The sequence below is a fragment of the Staphylococcus sp. HMSC14C01 genome, assembly GCF_001808085.1.
GTDB classification, from domain to species: domain Bacteria; phylum Bacillota; class Bacilli; order Staphylococcales; family Staphylococcaceae; genus Staphylococcus; species Staphylococcus hominis.
The window spans coordinates 21,444-46,095 of record NZ_KV792040.1; the positions used below are offsets into that span (position 1 = coordinate 21,444).

At 30.9% G+C, this 24,652-nt stretch carries 23 protein-coding genes, 1 pseudogene, 1 riboswitch and 1 other annotated feature; of the genes and pseudogenes, 23 read left to right on the top strand and 1 reads right to left on the bottom strand.

Annotated elements, in window-relative coordinates; translation table 11 throughout:
- The first annotated feature begins 5 nt into the window (after positions 1 to 5).
- The 23 genes and pseudogenes from mutM (at position 6) to HMPREF3131_RS07375 (ending at position 24,045) form a co-directional block, all read left to right on the top strand.
- Positions 6 to 878 carry a bifunctional DNA-formamidopyrimidine glycosylase/DNA-(apurinic or apyrimidinic site) lyase gene (gene mutM, locus HMPREF3131_RS07265; RefSeq protein WP_002449011.1) on the top strand — a complete coding sequence of 291 codons (873 nt, stop codon included), beginning with the start codon at positions 6 to 8 and terminating at the stop codon, positions 876 to 878.
- 21 nt (positions 879 to 899) lie between these two features.
- A complete protein-coding gene (gene coaE / locus HMPREF3131_RS07270; protein WP_070436588.1) occupies positions 900 to 1,502 on the top strand; it encodes a dephospho-CoA kinase in 603 nt (200 codons plus the stop codon).
- Positions 1,503 to 1,690: 188 nt separating this feature from the next.
- Positions 1,691 to 2,716 carry a type I glyceraldehyde-3-phosphate dehydrogenase gene (gene gap, locus HMPREF3131_RS07275; RefSeq protein ID WP_002448943.1) on the top strand — a complete coding sequence of 342 codons (1,026 nt, stop codon included), beginning with the start codon at positions 1,691 to 1,693 and terminating at the stop codon, positions 2,714 to 2,716.
- Between the two features lie 289 nt (positions 2,717 to 3,005).
- Positions 3,006 to 3,476, top strand: coding sequence for a transcriptional regulator NrdR (gene nrdR / locus HMPREF3131_RS07280; RefSeq protein ID WP_002448939.1), 471 nt, complete (start codon positions 3,006 to 3,008; stop codon positions 3,474 to 3,476).
- A complete protein-coding gene (locus HMPREF3131_RS07285) occupies positions 3,477 to 4,847 on the top strand; it encodes a replication initiation and membrane attachment family protein (RefSeq protein ID WP_049437856.1) in 1,371 nt (456 codons plus the stop codon).
- Positions 4,848 to 5,768 (top strand): primosomal protein DnaI, encoded by a 921-nt coding sequence (gene dnaI / locus HMPREF3131_RS07290; RefSeq protein WP_019835439.1) that lies wholly within the window; start codon positions 4,848 to 4,850, stop codon positions 5,766 to 5,768.
- A gap of 310 nt (positions 5,769 to 6,078) precedes the next feature.
- On the top strand, positions 6,079 to 8,016 hold the full coding sequence (gene thrS / locus HMPREF3131_RS07295; protein WP_070436589.1) for a threonine--tRNA ligase: 1,938 nt from the start codon (positions 6,079 to 6,081) through the stop codon (positions 8,014 to 8,016).
- 48 nt (positions 8,017 to 8,064) lie between these two features.
- A riboswitch (Lysine riboswitch) is annotated at positions 8,065 to 8,240 on the top strand.
- A gap of 152 nt (positions 8,241 to 8,392) precedes the next feature.
- Positions 8,393 to 9,886: an amino acid permease gene (locus tag HMPREF3131_RS07300; protein ID WP_002448996.1), complete on the top strand. Its 1,494-nt coding sequence runs from the start codon at positions 8,393 to 8,395 to the stop codon at positions 9,884 to 9,886.
- Between the two features lie 63 nt (positions 9,887 to 9,949).
- Positions 9,950 to 10,077: a sequence feature (ribosomal protein L20 leader region), on the top strand.
- A gap of 23 nt (positions 10,078 to 10,100) precedes the next feature.
- Positions 10,101 to 10,628, top strand: coding sequence for a translation initiation factor IF-3 (gene infC / locus HMPREF3131_RS07305; RefSeq protein WP_029376817.1), 528 nt, complete (start codon positions 10,101 to 10,103; stop codon positions 10,626 to 10,628).
- A 27-nt stretch (positions 10,629 to 10,655) separates the two neighbouring features.
- Positions 10,656 to 10,856 carry a 50S ribosomal protein L35 gene (gene rpmI / locus HMPREF3131_RS07310; protein WP_002448990.1) on the top strand — a complete coding sequence of 67 codons (201 nt, stop codon included), beginning with the start codon at positions 10,656 to 10,658 and terminating at the stop codon, positions 10,854 to 10,856.
- A gap of 53 nt (positions 10,857 to 10,909) precedes the next feature.
- Positions 10,910 to 11,266: a 50S ribosomal protein L20 gene (rplT, locus tag HMPREF3131_RS07315; protein WP_002448983.1), complete on the top strand. Its 357-nt coding sequence runs from the start codon at positions 10,910 to 10,912 to the stop codon at positions 11,264 to 11,266.
- 181 nt (positions 11,267 to 11,447) lie between these two features.
- A complete protein-coding gene (locus HMPREF3131_RS07320; protein WP_017176142.1) occupies positions 11,448 to 12,059 on the top strand; it encodes an NUDIX domain-containing protein in 612 nt (203 codons plus the stop codon).
- Between the two features lie 12 nt (positions 12,060 to 12,071).
- Positions 12,072 to 12,989, top strand: a complete 918-nt coding sequence (locus tag HMPREF3131_RS07325) for a hypothetical protein (RefSeq protein ID WP_017176143.1) — start codon at positions 12,072 to 12,074, stop codon at positions 12,987 to 12,989.
- Positions 12,990 to 13,143: 154 nt separating this feature from the next.
- Positions 13,144 to 14,460, top strand: a complete 1,317-nt coding sequence (gene tig, locus HMPREF3131_RS07330; RefSeq protein ID WP_017176144.1) for a trigger factor — start codon at positions 13,144 to 13,146, stop codon at positions 14,458 to 14,460.
- Positions 14,461 to 14,616: 156 nt separating this feature from the next.
- On the top strand, positions 14,617 to 15,879 hold the full coding sequence (clpX, locus tag HMPREF3131_RS07335; protein WP_002448985.1) for an ATP-dependent Clp protease ATP-binding subunit ClpX: 1,263 nt from the start codon (positions 14,617 to 14,619) through the stop codon (positions 15,877 to 15,879).
- Between the two features lie 151 nt (positions 15,880 to 16,030).
- A complete protein-coding gene (gene yihA, locus HMPREF3131_RS07340) occupies positions 16,031 to 16,621 on the top strand; it encodes a ribosome biogenesis GTP-binding protein YihA/YsxC (protein ID WP_002448982.1) in 591 nt (196 codons plus the stop codon).
- A gap of 136 nt (positions 16,622 to 16,757) precedes the next feature.
- On the top strand, positions 16,758 to 18,095 hold the full coding sequence (gene hemA / locus HMPREF3131_RS07345; RefSeq protein WP_002488006.1) for a glutamyl-tRNA reductase: 1,338 nt from the start codon (positions 16,758 to 16,760) through the stop codon (positions 18,093 to 18,095).
- Between the two features lie 21 nt (positions 18,096 to 18,116).
- Positions 18,117 to 18,928: pseudogene (ccsA, locus tag HMPREF3131_RS07350) on the top strand (cytochrome c biogenesis protein CcsA).
- A gap of 28 nt (positions 18,929 to 18,956) precedes the next feature.
- Complete coding sequence (gene hemC, locus HMPREF3131_RS07355; RefSeq protein ID WP_017176145.1) at positions 18,957 to 19,889, top strand: hydroxymethylbilane synthase; 933 nt, start codon at positions 18,957 to 18,959, stop codon at positions 19,887 to 19,889.
- Between the two features lie 31 nt (positions 19,890 to 19,920).
- A complete protein-coding gene (locus HMPREF3131_RS07360) occupies positions 19,921 to 20,592 on the top strand; it encodes a uroporphyrinogen-III synthase (RefSeq protein ID WP_002448958.1) in 672 nt (223 codons plus the stop codon).
- Entirely contained in the window at positions 20,592 to 21,566 is a 975-nt protein-coding gene (gene hemB / locus HMPREF3131_RS07365; RefSeq protein ID WP_002448944.1) for a porphobilinogen synthase, read from the top strand. The genes HMPREF3131_RS07360 and hemB overlap by 1 nt, the downstream gene beginning before the upstream one ends.
- 21 nt (positions 21,567 to 21,587) lie before the next feature.
- A complete protein-coding gene (hemL, locus tag HMPREF3131_RS07370) occupies positions 21,588 to 22,871 on the top strand; it encodes a glutamate-1-semialdehyde 2,1-aminomutase (protein ID WP_070436590.1) in 1,284 nt (427 codons plus the stop codon).
- Between the two features lie 103 nt (positions 22,872 to 22,974).
- On the top strand, positions 22,975 to 24,045 hold the full coding sequence (locus tag HMPREF3131_RS07375) for an AbrB family transcriptional regulator (RefSeq protein ID WP_070436591.1): 1,071 nt from the start codon (positions 22,975 to 22,977) through the stop codon (positions 24,043 to 24,045).
- Positions 24,046 to 24,093: 48 nt separating this feature from the next.
- Here the strand turns inward: HMPREF3131_RS07375 and HMPREF3131_RS07380 are convergent, their stop codons facing one another.
- Positions 24,094 to 24,651 (bottom strand): DNA-3-methyladenine glycosylase I, encoded by a 558-nt coding sequence (locus tag HMPREF3131_RS07380; RefSeq protein WP_002448956.1) that lies wholly within the window; start codon positions 24,649 to 24,651, stop codon positions 24,094 to 24,096.
- Between the last annotated feature and the right edge of the window lies 1 nt (position 24,652).

Genomic DNA, 24,652 nt, shown 5'->3' on the forward strand with positions numbered 1-24,652 from the left:
GAATAATGCCAGAATTACCAGAAGTTGAACATGTTAAAAGGGGAATAGAACCTTTTATTGTAAATGCTACAATTAAAAGTATTTCATTTTCTAAAAAAGTAATTGAAGGTAAAAGTCAGAATAAAGAAACGATTATCAAAGGAATGAATTTAGATGGTTTTCGTTTGAATTGCGAAGGCTATAAGATAATTAAAGTCGAACGAAGAAGTAAATATATTGTTTTTCATATTGAAAAACATAATCGTAAACGTGTGTTACTTAGTCATTTAGGTATGGCTGGTGGGTTTTTCATTGTCAATCACCTATCTGAGATAGCAATTCCCAACTATCGTAAACATTGGCACGTGATTTTCCATTTAAATAATGGAAAAAAATTAGTGTTTTCAGATATACGTCGATTTGGTGAGATTAGAAACCTAAATTCATTTGAAGATTATCCTTCATTTTTAGAAATAGCGCCTGAGCCTTTTGACGAAGAAGCGTTACAACATTTTAATCACTATTTATCTCAAAAAAAAGTAGCCAATAAACCTATTAAACAGATGTTACTGGATCATAAAATCATAGCAGGATGTGGAAATATCTATGCTTGTGAAGCATTGTTTAGAGCAGGTATCCATCCTGCGAGAAAAGTAAAAGATACGTCTCATCAAGAAAGACAAATGCTCTTTTATTATGTACAAGAAGTTTTAAAAGAGGGTATTGATAATGGTGGAACAAGTATTTCAGATTATCGTCATGCTGACGGAAAAACTGGAAAAATGCAATTACATTTAAATGTATACAAACAAAAGACATGTAAAGTATGTGGCCATGATATTGAACAAAAAGTTATAGCATCTAGAAACAGTCATTTTTGCCCATATTGTCAGAAATAAATAAAGTGAGCGGTGATACAAATGCCTAAAGTAATTGGATTAACAGGTGGAATAGCTACCGGAAAGTCAACAGTTTCTAAATTATTATCAGAATATGGATTTAAAATTGTCGATGCAGATATAGCTTCAAGAAAAGCAGTAGAGAAAGGATCAACTGCTTTGGAACAAATAAAAGAAACGTTTGGTGACGAAGCAATCACAAGTGACGGAGAAATGAATCGACAATACATTGGAGAATTAATATTTAATCATCCAGAAAAACGATTAGAACTTAATGAAATTATTCATCCTATTGTAAGAACGATTATGGAACAAGAAAAGCAACAGTATTTACAACAAGGGTATGATGTGATTATGGATATTCCGCTTCTGTTTGAGAATGATTTACAAGATACTGTGGATGAAGTTTGGCTGGTCTACACATCTGAAAGTGTACAAATTGAACGTTTAATGAAACGTAACAATTTAGACTTGGATCAAGCAAAAGCGAGAGTTCATAGTCAAATATCAATTGATAAAAAAAGCAGAATGGCTGATCATGTTATAGATAATTTAGGAAGTAAATCTGAATTAGAAACCCTTCTTAAACAACTATTGATTGAAAAAGGATACATTCATGAATAATATGAAAAAAAGAGTTTAGGACTTTATTTTTAGTCTTAAACTCTTTTTATTTATATAATAAATATATTAGTTATATAAACTTAAAATGTAAAAAATATTACATTATTTTCGGTAAACGCTTTCAATCGGAATCTATTATGTTATACTAATTTTATAAAGTATAACATATAAAACAAGGGGTGCTTTAAATGTCAACAAATATTGCAATTAATGGAATGGGTAGAATAGGAAGAATGGTTTTAAGAATTGCATTACATAATGAAAATTTTAATGTGGTTGCGATTAATGCAAGCTATCCACCTGAAACAATTGCACATCTAATTAACTATGATACAACGCATGGACGTTATGATAAAAAAGTAGAACCAATTGAGGATGGTATACGTGTTGATAACCATAACATTAAGTTAGTGTCAGATAGAAATCCTGAGAATTTACCATGGAAAGATTTAAATATAGATATCGTAATTGAAGCAACTGGAAAATTTAATCATGGTGATAAAGCAGTTGGACATATTCATGCTGGAGCTAAAAAAGTATTACTAACTGGCCCATCTAAAGGTGGAGAAGTCCAAATGATTGTTAAAGGGGTAAATGATGACAAATTAGATGTTGAAAAATATGACATTTTCAGTAATGCTTCATGTACGACAAATTGTATAGGACCAGTTGCTAAAGTTTTAAATGATCAATTTGGTATTGTCAATGGATTAATGACTACTGTTCATGCAATTACTAATGATCAAAAAAATATTGATAATCCCCATAAAGATTTACGTAGAGCACGTTCATGTAATGAAAGTATTATTCCAACTTCTACTGGAGCAGCAAAAGCATTGAAAGAAGTTTTACCAGAACTAGAAGGTAAACTTCATGGGTTAGCTTTACGTGTGCCTACAAAAAATGTTTCTTTAGTTGATTTAGTTGTAGATTTAGAAAAACCGGTAACTGTTGACGAAATTAATAATGCATTTCGTCATTCAGATTTAGATGGTGTTTTAGAAGTGGAAAATGCACCTTTAGTATCTGTCGATTTCAATACAAATCCACATTCAGCTATTATCGATGCTGAGAATACAATTGTAATGGATGATCATAAGGTGAAAGTGATTGCTTGGTATGATAATGAATGGGGTTATTCTAATAGAGTAGTAGAAGTAGCTGAAATGATTGGTGAACAACTAGTAGAAAAGTCTACCGTGACTGCAGTTTAAGCTTTTAATAAATAAAAGATTGTTAATTTTAGAGTTGATATTCTAATATAATGTCATTGATTTTATAGATTAAAAAATTATAAAATATTAAATAATTTTTTTAATGAGTCATATGTAGGAAAGTGAAAAAAGAATTTATATTGAATTCTATTTCACTTTCCTTTTTATATTTTATTATAGGTTTAGACAGCTAAGTTGTATCAATTTATTATCAACACATATGAGTTCTTTTGTCATAAATCGTTTTTATAGTATAATGAAGCATAATCTATTCAAGAGGGTGACAGATATGAAATGCCCAAAATGTAGTGCCACACATTCACGTGTGGTAGATTCAAGACATGCTGATGAAGCTAACGCAATACGTAGAAGACGTGAATGTGAGAATTGTGGGACAAGATTTACAACATTTGAACATATTGAAGTGAGTCCACTTATTGTGGTCAAAAAAGATGGCACACGTGAACAATTTTTAAGAGAAAAAATATTAAATGGTCTTGTAAGATCTTGTGAAAAAAGACCAGTTAGATATCAACAATTGGAAGACATTACTAATAAAGTAGAATGGCAATTACGCGATAAAGGTCATACAGAAATTTCATCTAGAGATATAGGTGAATATGTAATGAATTTGCTCATGCATGTAGATCAAGTCTCTTATGTACGATTTGCGTCAGTATATAAAGAGTTTAAAGATGTGGATCAATTACTAGCATCGATGCAAGGTATTTTGGATGATAACAAACGGAGTGATTCATAAATGAGTTTTAAATCTTATGAGTATGGTTTAAGTCCACACGATGGATTTAAAGTATATCGACATTTTTTCTTTAATCATCAACAATTAGAGATATTAAATCGATTGTACATACCGTTAATTGGCTTTAAAGCTATTGGTGTATATCATTTCATGAACCAATTTATCGATGAAGTTGAAGATACTATTCTCACACATTACACTATCATGAATGAGCTTAAAATAAATTTATTAGAATTCCGTGAATATATGGATTTACTTGAAGGCATTGGGTTAATTAAAACATTTGTAAAACATGATAGTAATCAGTCATTGTTTATATATGAATTGATTCAACCTCCAACGGCATACCAATTTTTTAATGATCCAATGTTATCTATATACCTATACAATGAAGTTGATAATCGAAGATATAAAGATTTAAAAGCGTATTTTGAAAAAGATGAACCAGATTTAAAAGAATTTCAGCAAGTAACGCGCAAATTTACTGATGTATTCAAAGTTCCACATAAAAATATATCTATTGATGCTTCAACAATTCAAAAGGAAAATCATTCAGCTACTATAGATTTAGATAATGAATCATTTGACTTTGATATGTTGAGAGATATGTTACAACATCATTTTATAAGTGGAGAAATTATTACTAAAGAGGCAAAACAATTAATTTTACAATTGGCTACTTTATATGGGTTAACGCCTACTTCTATGAAACGAATCATTCTTAACTCTATCACACAAAATCAAACGTTATCATTTGAAGAGATGAGAAAACAAGCAAGGTCTCATTACTTAATTGAGCATCAACAACAGCTTCCTAAGTTACAAACTAAAGCTAATCCTTCTAATTATTTAGAACAATCACAGCGTCCAAATGAGACTACTGATGATATAAAGGAAAGTGATAGTTGGTTTAAGTTATTAGAAAACACAAGTCCTATTGATATGTTAGCGTCTTGGTCTGAATCAGAACCAACTTTACAACAAAAAAGAATGGTAGAAGAGTTAATAGAGCGTGAAAAATTGTCATTTGGTGTAATTAATATTTTATTACAATTTGTAATGCTTAAGAATGAAATGAAACTTCCTAAATCCTATATATTTGAAATCGCTTCAAATTGGAAAAAGTTAGGTATTAAAACTGCACAACAAGCATATGATTATGCGCTGAAAACAAATCAACAAATCAATGATAGTATAACTAAAAAAACAAAACGTCAATATAAACAACGTGACGTTGCATCAATAGAAAAAACACCAAAATGGTTAAAAGATAAAAACCAACAAGATGAAAAACCAAACAATAATGATGCGCAATTTGAAAAAGATAGAGAAGCGTTTCGTGCTCAATTAGAACAAGATTGGGAGGATTAGATGAAACCATTTAGTAAACTTATAAAAAATCAAGATAATTTAAACAAAAGAATTGCTAAAATAAAACATCAAGTCATTAATGATTCTGATGTTAAACAATTTTTAAATCAACACCAGTCAGAACTTACTAATGAAATGATTGATAAAGATTTAAATGTACTTCAAGAATATAAAGATCAACAAAAACACTACGATGGTCACGATTATGCACACTGTCCAAACTTTGTTAAAGGTCATATTCCAGAATTATATATAGAAAATGAGCGTATTAAAGTTCGTTATCGATTATGTCCTTGCAAAATTAAATACGATGAAGAACGTTTAAGTTCACAACTCATTACTGCTCATCACATGCAACGAGATACGTTAAATGCAAAAGTTAAAGATATCTATACTAACGATAGAAGTCGACTTGAAATAGCTATGGAAGTTAACGATATTTGTAAAAAGTTAGTTAACGGTGAACGCGTTAAGGGTCTTTATATACATGGCCCTTTTGGAACAGGCAAATCTTTTATTTTAGGAGCTATCGCAAACCAGCTTAAGTCAAAACATGTGCCATCTACAATAGTATATTTACCTGAATACATTCGTATACTAAAAGGTGGTTTTAAAGATGGGAGTTATAATGAAAAGTTAGAGCGTATACGAGAAGCAAATATATTAATGTTAGATGATATCGGAGCTGAGGATGTCACAACATGGGTAAGGGATGAGGTGATAGGTCCCTTATTACATTATCGTATGGTTCATGAATTACCAACATTCTTTAGTTCAAATCTAAATTTGGAAGAATTAGAACATCATTTATCTATATCAAACAAAGGGGCAGAAATAACGAAAGCTGCTCGAATTATCGAACGTATCAAAAGTTTAGCAAATGAATTTTATTTAGATGGAAAAAATTTACGAAATAATTGAAATTTACAATGTGTGATGTATAATAAAGATAAATCTAAATCGTTGAAATAAATGAAGATATGATAATTTAATCTCTATCATACAGCAAGCCAACAATTGATGAGAATTTGGTTGATATATTAAATTATTACTCCTTCATATTTAGATGCTGGTAATCAGTATCCGGCTCAAGACCGTTATCTTATGAAGAGATATCTAGAATACATCTAGATAACTAGGGTGGTACCGCGACGAACTCGTCCCTTTTATAGGGAGGAGTTTTTTTATTTTCTTCAGCGATCATAGAATAAAATTTATGGAGGGTTTCGATATGGAACAAATTAATATTAAGTTTCCAGATGGCAATTCAAAATCATTTGATAAAGGAACTACTACAGAAGACATTGCACAATCAATTAGTCCTGGACTTCGAAAAAAAGCAGTAGCAGGAAAATTTAATAATCAACTCGTTGATTTAACTCGTCCACTTGAAGAAGATGGGGCAATTGAAATTGTTACACCTGGTAGTGATGAAGCTCTAGAGGTATTACGTCATTCAACTGCTCATTTAATGGCTCAAGCATTAAAACGAATTTATGGAGATGTTAAATTCGGTGTTGGTCCAGTGATTGAAGGCGGTTTTTACTACGACTTTGACATGGATAAAAAAGTATCATCAGATGACTTTGAAAAAATCGAAAAAACAATGAAACAAATTGTTAACGAAAATTATAAAATTGAACGTAAAGTGGTTTCTCGTGAAGAAGCAAAAGATTTCTTTAAAGATGATCCATATAAATTAGAATTAATAGATGCAATTCCTGAAGATGAGAATGTAACATTATATACTCAAGGTGAATTTACAGATTTATGCCGTGGTGTTCATGTGTCATCAACTTCAAAAATTAAAGAATTTAAACTTCTTTCTACTGCAGGTGCATATTGGCGTGGGGATAGCGACAATAAAATGTTACAACGTATATATGGTACTGCTTTCTTTGATAAAAAAGATTTAAAAGCACATTTAGACATGTTAGAGGAACGTCGTGAACGTGATCATCGTCGTATTGGTAAAGATTTAGAATTATTTACAAATAATCAACTTGTTGGTGCTGGTCTTCCACTATGGTTACCAAATGGTGCAACAATTCGCCGTGAAATTGAACGTTATATTGTAGATAAGGAAGTAAGCATGGGATATGATCATGTATATACCCCAGTTCTAGCTAACGTTGAACTTTATAAAACTTCAGGTCATTGGGATCACTATAGAGATGATATGTTCCCACCAATGAAATTAGATGAAACTGAAGAAATGGTATTACGTCCAATGAACTGTCCACATCATATGATGGTTTATAATAATAAACCACATTCTTATCGTGAATTACCAATTCGTATTGCTGAATTAGGTACTATGCATAGATATGAAGCAAGTGGTGCAGTATCAGGCTTACAACGTGTAAGAGGTATGACTTTAAATGATTCTCATATCTTTGTGCGTCCTGACCAAATTAAAGATGAATTCAAACGCGTTGTTCATATGATACAAGATGTCTATGAAGACTTTGGTTTTGAAGATTACACTTTCAGATTAAGTTACAGAGATCCTGAAGATAAAGAAAAATATATGGACGATGATGACATGTGGAATAAAGCTGAGTCTATGCTTAAAGAAGCAGTAGATGAAATGGGCTTACCATATGTTGAAGCCATTGGAGAAGCAGCATTCTATGGCCCTAAATTAGATGTTCAAGTTAAAACTGCAATGGGTAAAGAAGAAACCCTTTCAACTGCACAACTTGATTTCTTACTACCTGAACGATTTGACCTTTCTTATATTGGTAGTGATGGTGAAAATCACCGTCCTGTTGTTATTCATCGTGGCGTAGTTTCAACTATGGAACGTTTTGTAGCTTTCTTAACTGAAGAAACTAAAGGTGCTTTCCCAACATGGTTAGCTCCAAAACAAGTTGAGATTATTCCAGTAAATGTAGATTTACATTATGACTATGCGAGAAATTTACAAGATGAATTAAAATCTCAAGGTGTTCGTGTAGAAATTGATGATCGTAACGAAAAAATGGGCTATAAAATTCGAGAGGCACAAATGCAAAAAATTCCTTATCAAATTGTAGTAGGAGATAAAGAAGTTGAAAACAACGAAGTAAATGTTCGTAAGTATGGCTCACAAGATCAAGAAACAATAGAAAGAGATGAATTTATCTGGAACTTAGTAGATGAAATTCGTCTAAAAAAACGTAGATAGTCTTGATAAAATAATATTCTTAATGTATATTACAAAGTAGTTAAATAAAAATGAGTTAGAGGTTGCATCTTTAAAAAGTAATACTTCAGAAGTTGATATGGAACGTATGTTGAAAGTATGAAAGGTAAAGATGCCGAAACAAATGATAACCATACTTATGATTTGTTGGGACAGTTATCGAATAGAAACTGTACTGTCACAGTTTGTGATGTGCTACCGATATAGATTAAGTAATGGGTGCATATCTTAACGGTATGTACCTATTTTTTAATTTGTAATTTGATTTACATATCATTTATAAAAATTAAATATGTTAATTATCTTCACATAACAAATAAATACTTAGCTAACCTCTACATTAAGAAAGGGAGCTTATATGAGTAAAGTTGAAAATCAAGATAGTGGTATGAAGAGAGGGTTAAAAGATCGTCACATCTCCATGATTGCAATGGGAGGCTGTATTGGTACAGGCCTATTTATGACCTCAGGTGGTGCTATTCACGATGCCGGTGCATTAGGTGCGCTTATTGCATATGCAATTATTGGAGCTATGGTATTCTTTTTAATGACTTCTTTAGGAGAAATGGCTACGTATTTACCTGTTTCGGGTTCATTTAGTACCTATGCAACACGATTTGTAGATCCATCATTAGGATTCGCATTAGGCTGGAACTATTGGTTTAACTGGGTAATTACTGTAGCGGCAGATGTAACTATTGCAGCGCAAGTCATTCAGTATTGGACACCTATGGCAGGGATACCAGCATGGGTATGGAGTTGTATCTTTATAGTTATTATTTTCGCATTAAACTCTTTATCTGTCAGAGTATATGGTGAAAGTGAATATTGGTTTGCACTTATAAAAGTGATTACAGTAATTATTTTTATAATTATTGGTATTTTAACTATATTAGGAATTATGGGTGGACATTTTGTAGGATTTGAGACATTTACTAAAGGTGATGGGCCAATCCTAGGTGGAAATCTTGGCGGTAGTTTACTTTCAATTCTAGGTGTATTCTTAGTTGCTGGTTTCTCCTTCCAAGGTACTGAATTAATAGGCATTACTGCTGGAGAATCTGAGAATCCAGAACGTGCTGTTCCAAAAGCAATTAAACAAGTTTTCTGGAGAATATTATTATTTTACATTTTAGCCATCTTTGTTATTGGTATGTTAATTCCTTACAATAGTAATGCATTAATGGGTGGAGATAACGATGTTGCAACATCTCCATTTACGCTTGTCTTTAAAAATGCAGGGTTAGCATTCGCTGCTTCATTTATGAATGCAGTTATTTTAACCTCAGTATTATCAGCTGGTAATTCAGGGATGTATGCATCAACACGTATGTTATATTCAATGAGTAAAGATAAATTAGCTTTCGCTTCATTTGGTAAAACGAATAAACATGGCGTGCCATATTTATCATTGATTGCTACTGGTGTACTTGTAGTCGTTATTTTCTTAGTACAAAAATTAAGCGGAAATGCTTATGAATATATTGTAGCTGCCAGTGGTATGACAGGGTTTATTGCTTGGGTAGGTATTGCAGTAAGTCATTATCGCTTTAGACGAGCATTTAATGTTCAGCATCATCGTAAATCAGAATTGAAATATAAAGCGAAATGGTTCCCATTCGGTCCAATATTTGCAGGTATATTGTGTGTGATTGTGATTGTTGGACAAGATGTAGATTTCATTAAAACAGGGCACTTTGATCTTAATCGATTTATTATTACGTATATGGGTATTCCAGTATTTTTAGTATTCTTTATTTATCATAAATTAAGATATAAAACTAAAAAAATACCTCTTGAAGAAGTTGATTTAAGCCAAGATGTCTCAATGAATGAAGTAAAACATCACTAATTTTAAAAAAACAATTGACATGCTTAATAAAACTTGATATGATTAGTATCGTTGATTACGAAACGAACCAAGTAGAAACACCCGTTTCTCACCTGTAGCGACGCAAAAAGCTGTTGGCAGGTTAATCATGTCACACAATTATCGTGTATGAGTGAAGAGCGGGCAAATATTGTCCGCTCTTTTTGCTTGGGAAAATTTCGTAAAATTTTGGGAGGTGTCAACCATAGCAAAAGATCAAACGCAAGTTAACGAAAAAATTCGCGCAAAAGAATTACGTTTAATTGGCCAAAATGGTGACCAAATTGGTGTTAAATCTAAAAGAGAAGCTCTTGAGATGGCTGAAAGAGTTGAATTAGATTTAGTAGTTGTTGCACCAAATGCTAAACCACCTGTTGCAAGAATTATGGATTATGGTAAATATAAATTCGAACAACAGAAAAAAGAAAAAGAAATGAAGAAAAAACAAAAAGTTATCAATGTTAAAGAAATTCGTTTAAGTCCAACTATTGAGGAACACGATTTCCAAACTAAGTTGAAAAATGGACGTAAATTCTTAACTAAAGGTGACAAATGTAAAGTTTCTATTCGTTTCAGAGGTCGTGCAATTACACACAAAGAAATTGGTCAACGTGTTTTAGAAAAATTTGCAGACGAATGTAAAGATATTGCCACTGTTGAACAAAAACCTAAAATGGAAGGGCGCCAAATGTTTATTATGTTAGCGCCTATAAACGAAAAATAATTTACTTTTATTAGGAGGAAATGAATCATGCCAAAAATGAAAACTCACCGTGGAGCAGCTAAACGTGTTAAAAGAACTGGTTCAGGTCAATTAAAACGTTCTAGAGCTTTCACATCTCACTTATTTGCAAATAAAAATACTAAACAAAAACGTAAATTACGTAAAGCTAAACTAGTATCTAAAAGCGATATGAAACGCGTAAAACAATTATTAGCTTACAAAAAATAATTAATATTACTTTCGAACGATGATAAAGCGATATATTTAAGGAGGAATTTAACATGCCACGAGTTAAAGGTGGAACAGTAACAAGAGCACGTCGTAAAAAAACGATTAAATTAGCTAAAGGTTACTTCGGTTCAAAACATACATTATATAAAGTAGCAAAACAACAAGTGATGAAATCAGGTCAATACGCATTCCGTGACCGTCGTCAACGTAAACGTGATTTCCGTAAATTATGGATTACACGTATTAATGCAGCTGCACGTCAACATGACATCAGCTATTCTCGTTTAATGAACGGTTTGAAAAAGGCTGACATTAACATTAACCGTAAAATGCTTTCTGAAATTGCTATTTCAGACGATAAAGCTTTCGGTGAATTAGTATCAAAAGCTAAAGATGCTTTAAAATAATTAATATTTAAAAGCCAATAAGGTAACTATAAAACCTTATTGGCTTTTTTATTTACTTTTATTCATCAAATATTCTTTAATAGAATTATGATAAGTAAACGAACCAGTTAAATATCATTGTGATTTAAATCATTGGTTTGTTAAACTATTAAAAAAGAATATTAATTTCAAGGAGTTAACTATGTCTAAATTTGATGAACAAATCATCGTCGTATCAAGAGAATTATTATTTGATAATGAAAAAAATGCATTTAATGGATTCTTATCGAAAAACGATGTTCAAGGTGAAGAAATATTTAATACGTTTAAAAACTATGAAGTAAAAAGACGTGGAGATATGGAAGAAGATCCATCTTATAAACAACTTATTTCATATTGTCTTTTAGAAAATGAAAATGATGAAATCTTAGTATATCAACGTTTAAGTGGTGGCGGAGAAGAACGCTTACACGGACAGTCTTCAGTGGGTGTTGGTGGACATATGAATAATGTTGTTGGTGCCGATTCAATTAATGAAGTTTTAAGAGTGAATGCACAAAGAGAACTTAATGAAGAAGTAGGATTATCTGAAGATAGATCTCAAAATATGGAATATATTGGTTTTATTAATGATGATACTAATGCAGTAGGTAAAGTTCATATAGGTGTTGTTTTCAAAATTAAGGTGAAATCTAGTGATGTAGAAGTTAGAGAAACTGACACTTTAAAAATTAATTGGGTATCACAAGATGAAATAAATGATTTAAATCATTTTGAATCATGGAGTGCGTTAATTTTAAAAGATTTAAAATAAAGGGGGCTCAATATGTCTGATATTATCCCTTTTCCTCAATCAAAGCAAAAATTATATCATAATATTTTAAATGCACAACAACAAAATAAATATAAAGAAATGTATCAATTGTTTGATATATATGAAGCCTCATTCGAGTTAGATAATCAATTATCTTTGATTAAATGTGACATGTTAAATGAATTAGGGTTATATTTAGAATTAAGAGAAGAAGCAATTATTTTCTTAAAAAAAGGTATACCTCATTACGACGAACTAATTATTTTCTATATTAAAGCATTAATAGGTTTAAATCAGAATTATGAAGCAATTGAAGTCATTAATCAAATCATTAACGAAGTGAAAGAACATAAAACTAGAATGGCACTCTTTCCATTAAAAGAATATGCCCAATCTAAATTAGATGAAGACAAGAAACTTTCTAGTCAATTATTATCAGAATTTACTAGTTTAGATTTAAATCGTCAAACTAAATTAATGATTAAACTCATTGATAACGGACATTATGAATTCAGAAAGACGGTTGCTTTTTTATTATCTAATCAAGTAGAATCTTATAATTTAAAAAGTCTCATGCTTGAGTATTTACGTTTTTCAAATTATGATAGTGAAATAAAAATTGAGAAGTATGGTTATGAAGTCAACATCCTCCCTACAACATTAAAAGGTTTAGAACACACAGATATGAAAACTACTGTTATTCCCAAAGTTCTCGATAGATTAGAAAATGGAGCTTTGAATATACAAAATGAAGCTCAGTATGTGATGAATAATCATTCAATAAAACTATATCCACTTGATATATTTTCACTTTTTAATGAAGAAGATTGGATAATAGCTTATGATGTTTATTTTAAGTCAATGATTGGTATAGAAGTAAGTGAAGCAAATCAAGAATTATTAACATTAATTTATCAGTTAGATAATTAAATGTGAGCAAATCATTTTAGTTTACTTAAATGATTCTGTAAAGTTGAATTACTATTTAAAATCCCCTATAAAACATTGTTTGTGTCCATATTGGACCTATGATATAATAGGGAAGTTGAAAAAATTAAAAATGTAAGCATGGAGGTATTTATACATGACAGCAACTTGGGAAAAAAAAGAAGGTAACGAAGGTTTATTAAAAGTTACTGTTCCAGCAGAAAAAGTAAATAAAGCATTAGATCAAGCATTTAAAAAAGTGGTTAAACAAATTAACGTGCCTGGTTTCCGTAAAGGTAAAGTGCCTCGTCCAATTTTCGAACAACGTTTTGGCGTTGAAGCATTATATCAAGATGCAGTAGATATTCTTTTACCTGAAGCTTATGGTGAAGCCATTGAAGAAACTAAAATCAATCCAGTCGCTCAACCTGAAATTAATGTAACTCAAATTGAAAAAGGTAAAGATTTCGAATTTGAAGCAACAGTGACTGTTGAACCTGAAGTTAAATTAGGAGATTATAAAGGTCTTGAAATTGAAAAACAAGATTCTGAATTAACTGATCAAGATTTACAAGATGAAATTGATCATAGTTTAGGTCATTTAGCTGATATGGTTGTTAAAGAAGATGGTGCAGTTGAAGAAGGAGACACTGTAAATATTGACTTTGATGGTTATGTAGATGGCGAACAATTTGAAGGTGGCCAAGCTGATGGTTATGATTTAGAAATCGGTTCAGGTTCATTTATTCCAGGATTTGAAGATCAATTAGTAGGCGTTAAAACTGGAGAAGAAAAAGACGTTGTTGTAACATTCCCAGAAGAATATCACGCTGAAGAATTAGCTGGTAAAGAAGCTACATTCAAAACTAAAGTAAATGAAATTAAATACAAAGAAGTACCCGAATTAACTGATGAAATTGCAAATGAATTAGATTCAGATGCTAATTCAGTAGATGAGTATAAAGAAAACTTACGCAAACGTTTATCAGAACAAAAAGCACAAGATGCTGAAAATGTGGAAAAAGAAGAAGCAATTAATAAAGTAACTGAAAATACAACAATTGATATTCCACAAGCTATGATTGACACTGAATTAGATCGTATGGTTCAAGAATTTGGTCAAAGAATCCAACAACAAGGTTTAGACTTACAAACTTACTTCCAAATTTCTGGTCAAGATGAATCTCAATTAAGAGAACAAATGAAAGATGATGCAGAGCAACGTGTTAAAACAAACTTAACATTATCAGCAATTGCAGATGAAGAAAATATCGAAGTCACAGATGAAGATATTGATAAAGAATTAGAAAAAATGAGCAGTCAATTTAATATCTCAGTAGAAGATATTAAACAAACTCTTGGTAATACTGATATCATTAAAAATGATGTACGTATTCAAAAAGTAATTGACTTATTAAGAGACAATGCTAAATATGTTGATTCAGCTAAAGAAGATAAAAAAGAAGACAAATAATAAACTTTTAAATTGATATAAAGTTTAAAAATAAGTAGCAGGTGCATCATTATATGTATCTGCTACTATATGTTTTAAGCATTTTAGTTGTTAACTATCAATTTGCATTGTAGAATGCTATCTAGTATAGTCGTTTAAGGATAGAGGTGTAAATGAATGTTTAAATTTAATGAAGATGAAGAAAATTTAAAATGTTCTTTCTGTGGTAAGGACCAAGATCAAGTTAAAAAATTAGTAGCAGGTAGTGGTGTATACATTTGTAATGAATGTATCGAACTATGTTCTGAAATTGTTGAAGAAGAATTAGCTCAAGCTACTTCAGAAGAATTTACTGAATTACCGACGCCTAAAGAAATTATGGACCATTTAAATGAATATGTTATTGGCCAAGAAAAAGCTAAAAAATCTTTAGCAGTGGCAGTTTACAATCATTACAAACGTATTCAACAATTGGGTCCAAATGAAGATGATGTTGAGTTACAAAAAAGTAATATCGCCTTAATTGGACCAACGGGTAGCGGTAAAACATTACTTGCACAAACACTTGCTAAAACATTGAATGTACCATTTGCTATTGCAGATGCAACAAGTTTAACTGAAGCAGGTTATGTTGGTGATGATGTTGAAAATATTTTATTACGTTTGATTCAAGCTGCTGATTTTGACATTGATAAAGCAGAAAAAGGAATTATTTATGTAGACGAAATTGATAAAATTGCTAGAAAATCTGAAAATACATCAATTACGCGTGATGTTTCTGGTGAAGGTGTACAACAAGCATTACTTAAAATCTTAGAAGGTACAACAGCAAGTGTACCACCTCAAGGTGGCCGTAAACATCCTAACCAAGAATTGATTCAAATTGACACAACTAATATTCTATTTATATTAGGTGGTGCGTTTGATGGTATTGATGAAGTCATTAAACGCCGTTTAGGTGAAAAAGTTATCGGTTTTGCTAGCAATGAAGCAGATAAGTATGATGAAGAAGCTTTATTAGCACAAATTCGTCCTGAAGATTTACAAGCATATGGTTTAATTCCAGAATTTATTGGACGTGTACCAATAGTTGCTAATTTAGAAACATTAGATGTTGAAGCGCTTAAAAATATTTTAACGCAACCTAAAAACGCGTTAGTTAAGCAATATACAAAAATGTTAGCTCTTGATAACGTTGAATTAGAATTTACTGAAGAAGCTTTGGCAGCAGTCAGTGAAAAAGCAATTGAACGAAAAACTGGAGCACGTGGATTACGATCAATTATAGAAGAATCTTTAATTGATATTATGTATGATGTACCTTCAACAAGTGATGTTGCTAAAGTTGTAGTAACTGCTCAAACAATTAATGAGGAAATCGAGCCTGAAATGTATGATTCAGAAGGTAATTTATTGAACGGTACTAAAACTTCAGCTTAATTATCAACCATATAATAAGGAAGTGGTGATAGAATTCATTTGAGTTCGAAACTGCTTCCTTATTTTTATACATATCATTTTTTTAAAATTTTAGATTTTTAAACATTTATATTATAATAAAGCAGCTATAATAATGAAGAGGTGTTTGAATATGAATATTAACCCAAATAATATAGAATTAATGATTAGTGCAGTGAAAGAAGAACAATATCCTGAAACCAATTTAACTGAAATCGCTTTAAGTGGACGTTCTAATGTGGGTAAGTCCTCTTTTATTAATAGTATGATTGGTAGAAAAAATATGGCTCGTACTTCACAACAGCCTGGAAAAACGCAAACTCTAAACTTCTATAATATTGATGAACAACTTATTTTTGTTGATGTTCCTGGATATGGATATGCAAAAGTAAGTAAATCACAGCGTGAAAAATTTGGGAAAATGATAGAAGAGTATTTAACTAAACGAGAAAATCTAGGTTTAGTCATTCAACTTGTAGATTTACGACATAATCCTACCGAAGATGATGTATTAATGTATAATTATTTAAAACATTTCGATCTGCCAACACTAGTCATTTGTACTAAGGAAGATAAAATTGCGAAAGGTAAAGTTCAAAAACATATAAAAAATATAAAACAAAAATTAGATTTAGATCCAAACGATACAATTATAAGTTACTCTTCTATTCAAAATTCTAAACAGCAATACATTTGGGATATTATTGCTAATTATATAAATTAAAAGAAATATCTTGTAATTAAGTGACGAAATTTTGACTTCACATTAGAATGTTTCTAATTTATTTGAGCATCAAACTTAAATTCATTCTAAAATGTGTTATACTAACGATATTGTTAGTATATGGAGGGCGTTATAAATGCATTTTATTGCTATTAGCATAAATCATCGTACTGCTGATGTAGCTTTAAGAGAGCAAGTTGCTTTTAGAGATGATGCCTTACGATTAGCCAATGAAGATTTATTCGAAACTAAAGCAATTTTAGAAAATGTAATATTATCGACATGTAATCGTACAGAAGTATATGCTGTAGTGGATCAAATTCATACAGGACGATATTATATTCAACGATTTTTAGCTCGTTCATTTGGATTTGAAGTAGATGATATTAAAGCAATGTCTGAAGTTAAAGTGGGGGACGAAGCAGTAGAACATCTATTGCGTGTAACTTCAGGTTTAGATTCAATTGTGTTAGGAGAAACACAAATTTTAGGCCAAATGCGTGATGCATTTTTCTTAGCGCAAGATTTAAAAACAACTGGAACTATCTTTAATCATCTATTTAAACAAGCAATTACTTTTGCTAAAAAAGCACATAATGAAACAGATATCGCAGATAATGCTGTAAGTGTTTCATATGCTGCTGTGGAATTATCAAAAAAAGTATTAGGTAAATTAAAAAATAAACATGCTGTTATTATTGGTGCAGGTGAAATGAGTGAATTGTCGTTATTAAATTTACTCGGCTCAGGCATTAATCATATTACAATTGTAAATCGAACAGAAAGTAAAGCTAGAATTTTAGCTGAAAAACATCAAGTTAGTTATGATAAGCTAGAATCTTTACCTAGTTTATTAACTTCAACTGATATTGTTATTAGTTCTACTAGTTCACCAGATTATATTATTACTAAAAGTATGATTAATCAGGCACTATCATATAGAAAATCTAAATTATTATTATTAGACATTGCAGTACCACGAGATATTGAACCATGTCATAATTTAAGTGATGACGTATTTAATTATGATGTAGATGATTTAAAAGGTTTAGTTGATGCTAATTTAAAAGAACGACAAATGGCGGCTGAAGCTATTTCTAATGAAATTCCTGCTGAAATTAAAGCACATAATGATTGGGTAAATATGTTGGGTGTAGTTCCTGTAATAAGAGCTTTACGTGAAAAAGCAATGACTATTCAAGCTGAAACAATGGATAGTATCGATAGAAAATTACCGAATCTATCTGAACGAGAACGAACAGTCATTTCTAAACATACTAAAAGTATTATTAATCAAATGTTGAAAGATCCAATTAAACAGGCTAAGGAATTGAGTAACGATAAAAAAAGTAATGAAAAATTAGAGCTATTTCAAAATATATTTGATATTGAAGCCGAAGATCCTTATAAAGCAGTGAAAGAACGAAAAAAAGAAAAGGAACTTTCAGTACGACATATCTTTAGTTTTGAATAAGCATATTAAAATGGTGATAATATGCAAGAAACGCTATTTATTAGATTTCATGAAATTATATTAATTGTATATTTAATTAGCATTCTTTGTTATTTTATAGACTTTGTTCGGAAGAGTCATAAGATTAGAGTACTTGGAATTTATGCCTTAGGGATTGTTTGGTTTTTACAAACAATCTCTTTGTCTATGTATATTACTTCGCATAGTGATGTATTGTTTAATTCCATATTTGATGTTTTTTTCTTCTTGTCATGGATGATTATTTCTATTTCTCTAGTTTTAAATATTATTAAAGTTCTAAGTTTTTCTGTTTTTTTTTGAATGTAATTGGATTTATCTTATTAACGATGAATACATTTAGACCTGAACACTATACAAACAGTATACAAAAAGTACAAGTTATAAATGAATTATTACTTGTACATGTAGGGCTTGCAGTATTGAGTTATGCTTTTTTTGCACTTGCATTTGTAAATGCATTGCTATATATCATTCAATATAAAAACCTTAAAGAAAAAAACTTTAATCAGAAATATTTTAGAATTGGCAGTGTAGCAACTCTTGAAAAAATTATATTTTTTTCAACTTTGGGCGGTTTAGTAATATTAATATTGAGTGTAATTTTAATTGCTCAATGGGGAATCTATGCGGTTGGTATAGCAATATTTAAAGATCCGAAGGTTATGTTGTCTGTCATTATTACGCTTCTTTATACAGTATATATCGTTATGTATTTAAAAAAGAAAATCATCTCAATTAATTTAATTTATTTTAATATTATGATATTTTGCCTATGTATGGTGAATTTATTCTTCACTACTCATTTTAATTAAAAGAAAACTTATGTAGGAGGCCTTGTTTATGCGTAAATTAGTTGTGGGTTCACGTAGAAGTAAACTTGCTTTAACACAAAGTAAACAATTCATTGATAAATTAAAAGCCATTGATCCATCTTTAGAAATCGAAATTAAAGAGATTGTCACAAAGGGAGATCGAATTGTGAATCAACAACTATCTAAAGTTGGAGGAAAAGGCCTATTTGTTAAAGAGATTCAAAATGAACTATTTAACAACGATATCGATATGGCAATACACTCATTAAAAGATGTTCCTAGTATTATTCCAGAAGGTTTAACATTAGGTTGTATTCCTGATAGAGAAATACCATTTGATGCCTATATTGCCAAAAATCACGTACCATTAGAAGAACTTCCTAAGAATAGTATAGTTGGTACAAGTTCATTAAGAAGAGGTGCACAAATATTATCTAAATATCCTCATCTAAAAATTAAATGGATTCGTGGTAATATTGATACACGTTTAAATAAATTAGAAACAGAAGATTATGATGCGATTATTTTAGCAGCAGCAGGACTCAAACGTATGGGTTGGTCTGATGACGTAGTAACAACTTATTTAGATAAAGACACATTACTACCTGCAATCGGTCAAGGTGCTCTTGGCATTGAGTGCCGTAGTAACGATATTGAACTTCTCGAGTTACTTCAAAAAGTTCACAATAATGAAGTTGCAAATTGTGTAACGGCCGAACGAACATTTTTAGCTGCAATGGATGGAAGTTGTCAAGTTCCAATTGGTGGATATGCGAATTATAACAATAACAATGAAATTGAGTTTACAGGCTTAATCATGACACCAGATGGTAAGGAACGTTATGAACATACTGAAGTAGGAACTGACCCTGTAAAATTAGGGAACAGAGTAAGTGAGATACTTAAAGAACAAGGTGCGTATGAAATTATAAGAAAATTAAACGAAGAAGCATCACATTAATACTAAATCTTAGTAGAGGTGTTACAGTTAGATGAAACCAGTGATAGTTATGACGCAAACGAGTAAAGTACAGAGTGATATGGTAGAAGTCATTCATAAGCCATTTATTAAAATTCAATCACTTGAATTTGATACTCAACTCTTGCATGATAATTATGACTGGCTTATTTTTTCTTCAAAAAATGCCGTACATTTATTTTATAAATATTTAGAGTACGTGAATGTAAAACATATTGCAGTAGTAGGCGCTAAAACTGCGCAGTTATGTAAACAATTAGGTATAAATATAGATTTTATACCTAACGATTATTCTCAAGAAGGTTTATTAGAAGGATTAAATCTAGAAAAATCTTCTATTTTAATTCCGAGCAGTGCACAGGCAAGACCAAAATTGCAACAAACTCTCGCTGAACATAATAATGTTGTGAAAATTGACTTGTATACACCTATAGCGGATAGAGAGAATATTATTGAAGTTATCAATCTAATTCAACATAATCAAGTTGAAGCATTAACATTTTCAAGTTCATCTGCAGTGCGTTATTATTTTAGTGAGGCATTTCCTAAGCATTTTAAAAATTACTATGCTATAGGTCAACAAACTGCAAATAGCATTAGAGCCTATGGTTATGAACCTTATATTGCAGATAAACAAACTTCTGAAGCATTAATAAACACATTTTTAGAAAGTAGGAATAAATAATGAAATTCGATAGACATAGAAGATTACGCTCTTCAGCTACAATGAGAAGTTTAGTAAGAGAAAATCATGTTAGAAAAGAAGATTTAATTTATCCAATTTTTGTAGTAGAAAAAGATAATGTTAGAAGCGAAATTAAATCGTTACCTGGTGTATATCAAATAAGTTTAAATCTATTAGATGATGAAATTAATGAAGCATATGATTTAGGTATTAGAGCGATTATGTTCTTTGGCGTACCTAATGAAAAAGATGATGTGGGTTCTGGTGCATACGATCATAATGGCATTGTTCAAGAGGCAACACGTAGAGCAAAAAAACTTCATAAAGATTTATTAATCGTTGCTGATACTTGTTTATGTGAATATACGGATCATGGTCATTGCGGTATCATTGATGATCATACGCATGATGTTGATAATGACAAATCTTTACCATTATTAGTTAAAACAGCAATTTCTCAAGTCGAAGCTGGCGCTGACATTATTGCTCCAAGTAATATGATGGATGGTTTTGTTACCGAAATTCGACAAGGTTTAGATGAAGCTGGTTATTATAATATTCCAATTATGAGCTATGGCATTAAATATGCTTCTAGTTTCTTTGGACCATTTAGAGATGCTGCAGATTCAGCTCCTTCATTTGGAGATAGAAAAACGTATCAAATGGATCCAGCTAATCGTTTAGAAGCACTAAGAGAATTAGAAAGTGACTTAAAAGAAGGCGCAGACATGATGATTGTCAAACCAGCTTTAAGTTATTTAGATATTGTTAGAGATGTAAAAAATAACACTAATATTCCTGTTATTGCTTATAATGTTAGTGGTGAATATGCTATGACTAAAGCAGCATCTCAAAATGGTTGGATAGATGAAGAACGTGTGGTTATGGAACAAATGGTATCAATGAAACGTGCGGGCGCAGATATGATTATTACTTATTTCGCGAAAGATATTTGTCGTTACTTAGATAAATAATGGTTAAGGAGGAACAAGTTAATGACTTATGAAAAATCACAAGAAGCAATGCGCATTGCTGAAACACTTATGCCTGGTGGTGTCAATAGCCCTGTAAGAGCATTTAAATCAGTAGATACACCAGCAATTTTTATGGATCATGGTGAAGGTTCGAAAATTTATGATATAGATGGCAATGAATACATTGATTATGTATTAAGTTGGGGACCATTAATTTTAGGTCATAAAAATAAACAAGTCATTAGTAAATTACATGATGCTGTAGATAAAGGCACTAGTTTTGGTGCTTCAACACTAGAAGAAAATAAATTAGCTGAACTTGTTATTGAAAGAGTGCCTTCAATTGAAAAAGTAAGAATGGTTTCTTCAGGTACTGAAGCTACTTTAGCGGCATTAAGACTGGCTAGAGGTTACACTGGTAGAAATAAAATTGTTAAGTTTGAAGGATGCTATCACGGACATAGCGATTCATTGCTTATCAAAGCAGGTTCAGGTGTAGCAACTTTAGGTCTTCCAGATTCACCAGGAGTACCTGAAGGCACAGCTAAAAACACAATTACAGTACCTTATAATGATTTAGATGCGATTAAAGTAGCATTTGAAAATTATGGAGATGATATTGCTGGTGTGATAGTAGAACCAGTTGCAGGAAATATGGGTGTTGTACCCCCTAAAAAAGGTTTCTTAGAAGGATTAAGGGAAGTCACTAAAGAATATGGTTCTTTACTTATCTTTGATGAAGTCATGACAGGTTTCCGTGTAGGGTATAACTGTGCTCAAGGTTATTTTGGTGTGACACCAGATATCACATGCCTAGGAAAAGTGATTGGCGGTGGCTTACCTGTAGGTGCTTTTGGAGGCAAAAAAGAAATTATGGATAAAATTGCTCCAGTAGGTAATATTTATCAAGCGGGAACTCTATCTGGTAATCCTTTAGCAATGACAAGTGGTTATGAAACACTAAGTCAATTAACGCCTGAATCATATGAGTATTTCCAAGAATTAGTCGATATATTAGAAAAAGGACTTAAAGAGGTATTTGCTAAACACAATGTTCCTATTACAGTAAATAGAGCTGGTTCTATGATTGGTTATTTCTTAAATAAAGGACCTGTAACCAACTTTGAAGAAGCGAATCAAAGTGATTTAGAGTTATTTAGTAATATGTATAGAGAAATGGCTAAAGAAGGCATATTTTTACCACCTTCTCAATTTGAAGGAACATTCTTATCTACCGCACATACCAAAGAAGATATTGAAAAAACGATTCATGCTTTTGATAATGCATTAAGTAGAATTGTTTAATATTTAAAAGTTAATATAATAAAAGTGGAACAAAGATGAGATAATATCATCGTTCCACTTTTTTTAATTTAAATGCTTTTAATCTAGAAAGAAGTGATGATTTTTGAGGCGAATTTGGCTAAATAATATTATATTATTAATAATAGCGATGATCATGAGTTTAATATTAAAATTATCTCATATGCTTTTACCCTTTATGTTTGGGCCCATTATAGCCTCAATTATTGTGGTTAAAGTACTAAAACTAAATATTAAATGGCCTTTTTGGATTAGTCAGATTGGCTTAATATTACTTGGAGTACAAATAGGATCTACGTTTACGTCACAAGTCATTAATGATATCAAAAATGAGTGGTTAACCATTGTGACGGTGACTGTTTTACTCATCACGTTATCATTATTGATTGCTTATTTTTTCAAAAAAATTGCAAGAGTTAATACTGAAACTGCTATCTTGAGTGTAATACCTGGCGCTTTAAGTCAAATGTTAATTATGGCTGAAGAAGATAAAAAAGCGAATATCTTAGTAGTAAGTTTAACCCAAACTTCTAGAGTTATTTTTGTAGTCGTACTTGTACCACTTATTTCTTTTTTATTTAGCAATTCATCATCAAGTGAAGAGATGATTCATAAAGCTACACCATTAACAAGAGCTTTAAATGTGCCCCAAATTGCTTTAATTATGATTGCTATAGCTTTTGTTTATTTCTTAATGTCAAAAATAAATTTTCCAACAAAACAATTACTCGCTCCAATTGTCGTTTTAATTGTTTGGAATTTATCAACTCATCTGACTTTTACTTTAGATAATTATATTCTTGCTTTTGCACAAGTGATTTATATGAGTAGAATTGGTTTACAAATTGCACATTTATTAGGTGATTTAAAAGGTCGCATTGCTATAGCAATTATGTATCAAAATATAAGTTTAATTTTAGGATCATTTTTGATGGTCTTTATTGTTCATTTGTTTACTCATAATTCATTAAACGAATTATTTTTAGGTGGAGCTCCTGGAGGTATGAGTCAAATTGTACTAGTTGCCATAGCTACTGGTGCAGATGTTGCTAAGATATCAAGTTTTCATATCTTTAGGATATTTTTTATATTATTTTTAGTAGCACCAATAATTAATTACTTTTTAAAACGAAAAAAAAGTGATAATCAATCATAAGGAGTAGAACTACGAATTCAAAATAATCTGTTCTACTCCTTTTAATATTTAATGATTAGGTTTTGAAGGACATCCTTCTAAGTGAGCATCATATAGACCAGCCGCTTCCATAAACGAGAATACAGTCACAGGTCCTAAAAATTTAAAACCATAAGCTTTTAAATCTTTTGAAAGTTGTTTTGCTCTTTCATCAACTGTAATACGTTCTGAGGGAGTTTTATAGTGCAAGTCAATAGGATGTCCATCAACATATGACCATAAAAACTTACTGAAGCTACCATATTCTTTTTCAATTTGTAAATAACCCTTAGCTTGAGATACTATGGCTTCTAATTTCTTTCTATTATGTACGATATTTGGAAAGGTCATTAAAGCATTAATATCTTTCTCTGTCATTTTAGAAATTTTTATAGGATCAAATTGATGAAATGCTTTTTCATAAGCCTCTTTCTTTTTTAATATAGTTAACCAAGATAAACCAGCATGTTGAGATTCAAGTGCAAGTAATTTGAAAAGTGAAAGACTATTAAAATCTGGTTGTCCCCATACTTTATTATGATAATCTAAATAAATAGGGTCTGTAGTTCCAAAGGCACATGCGTTCATA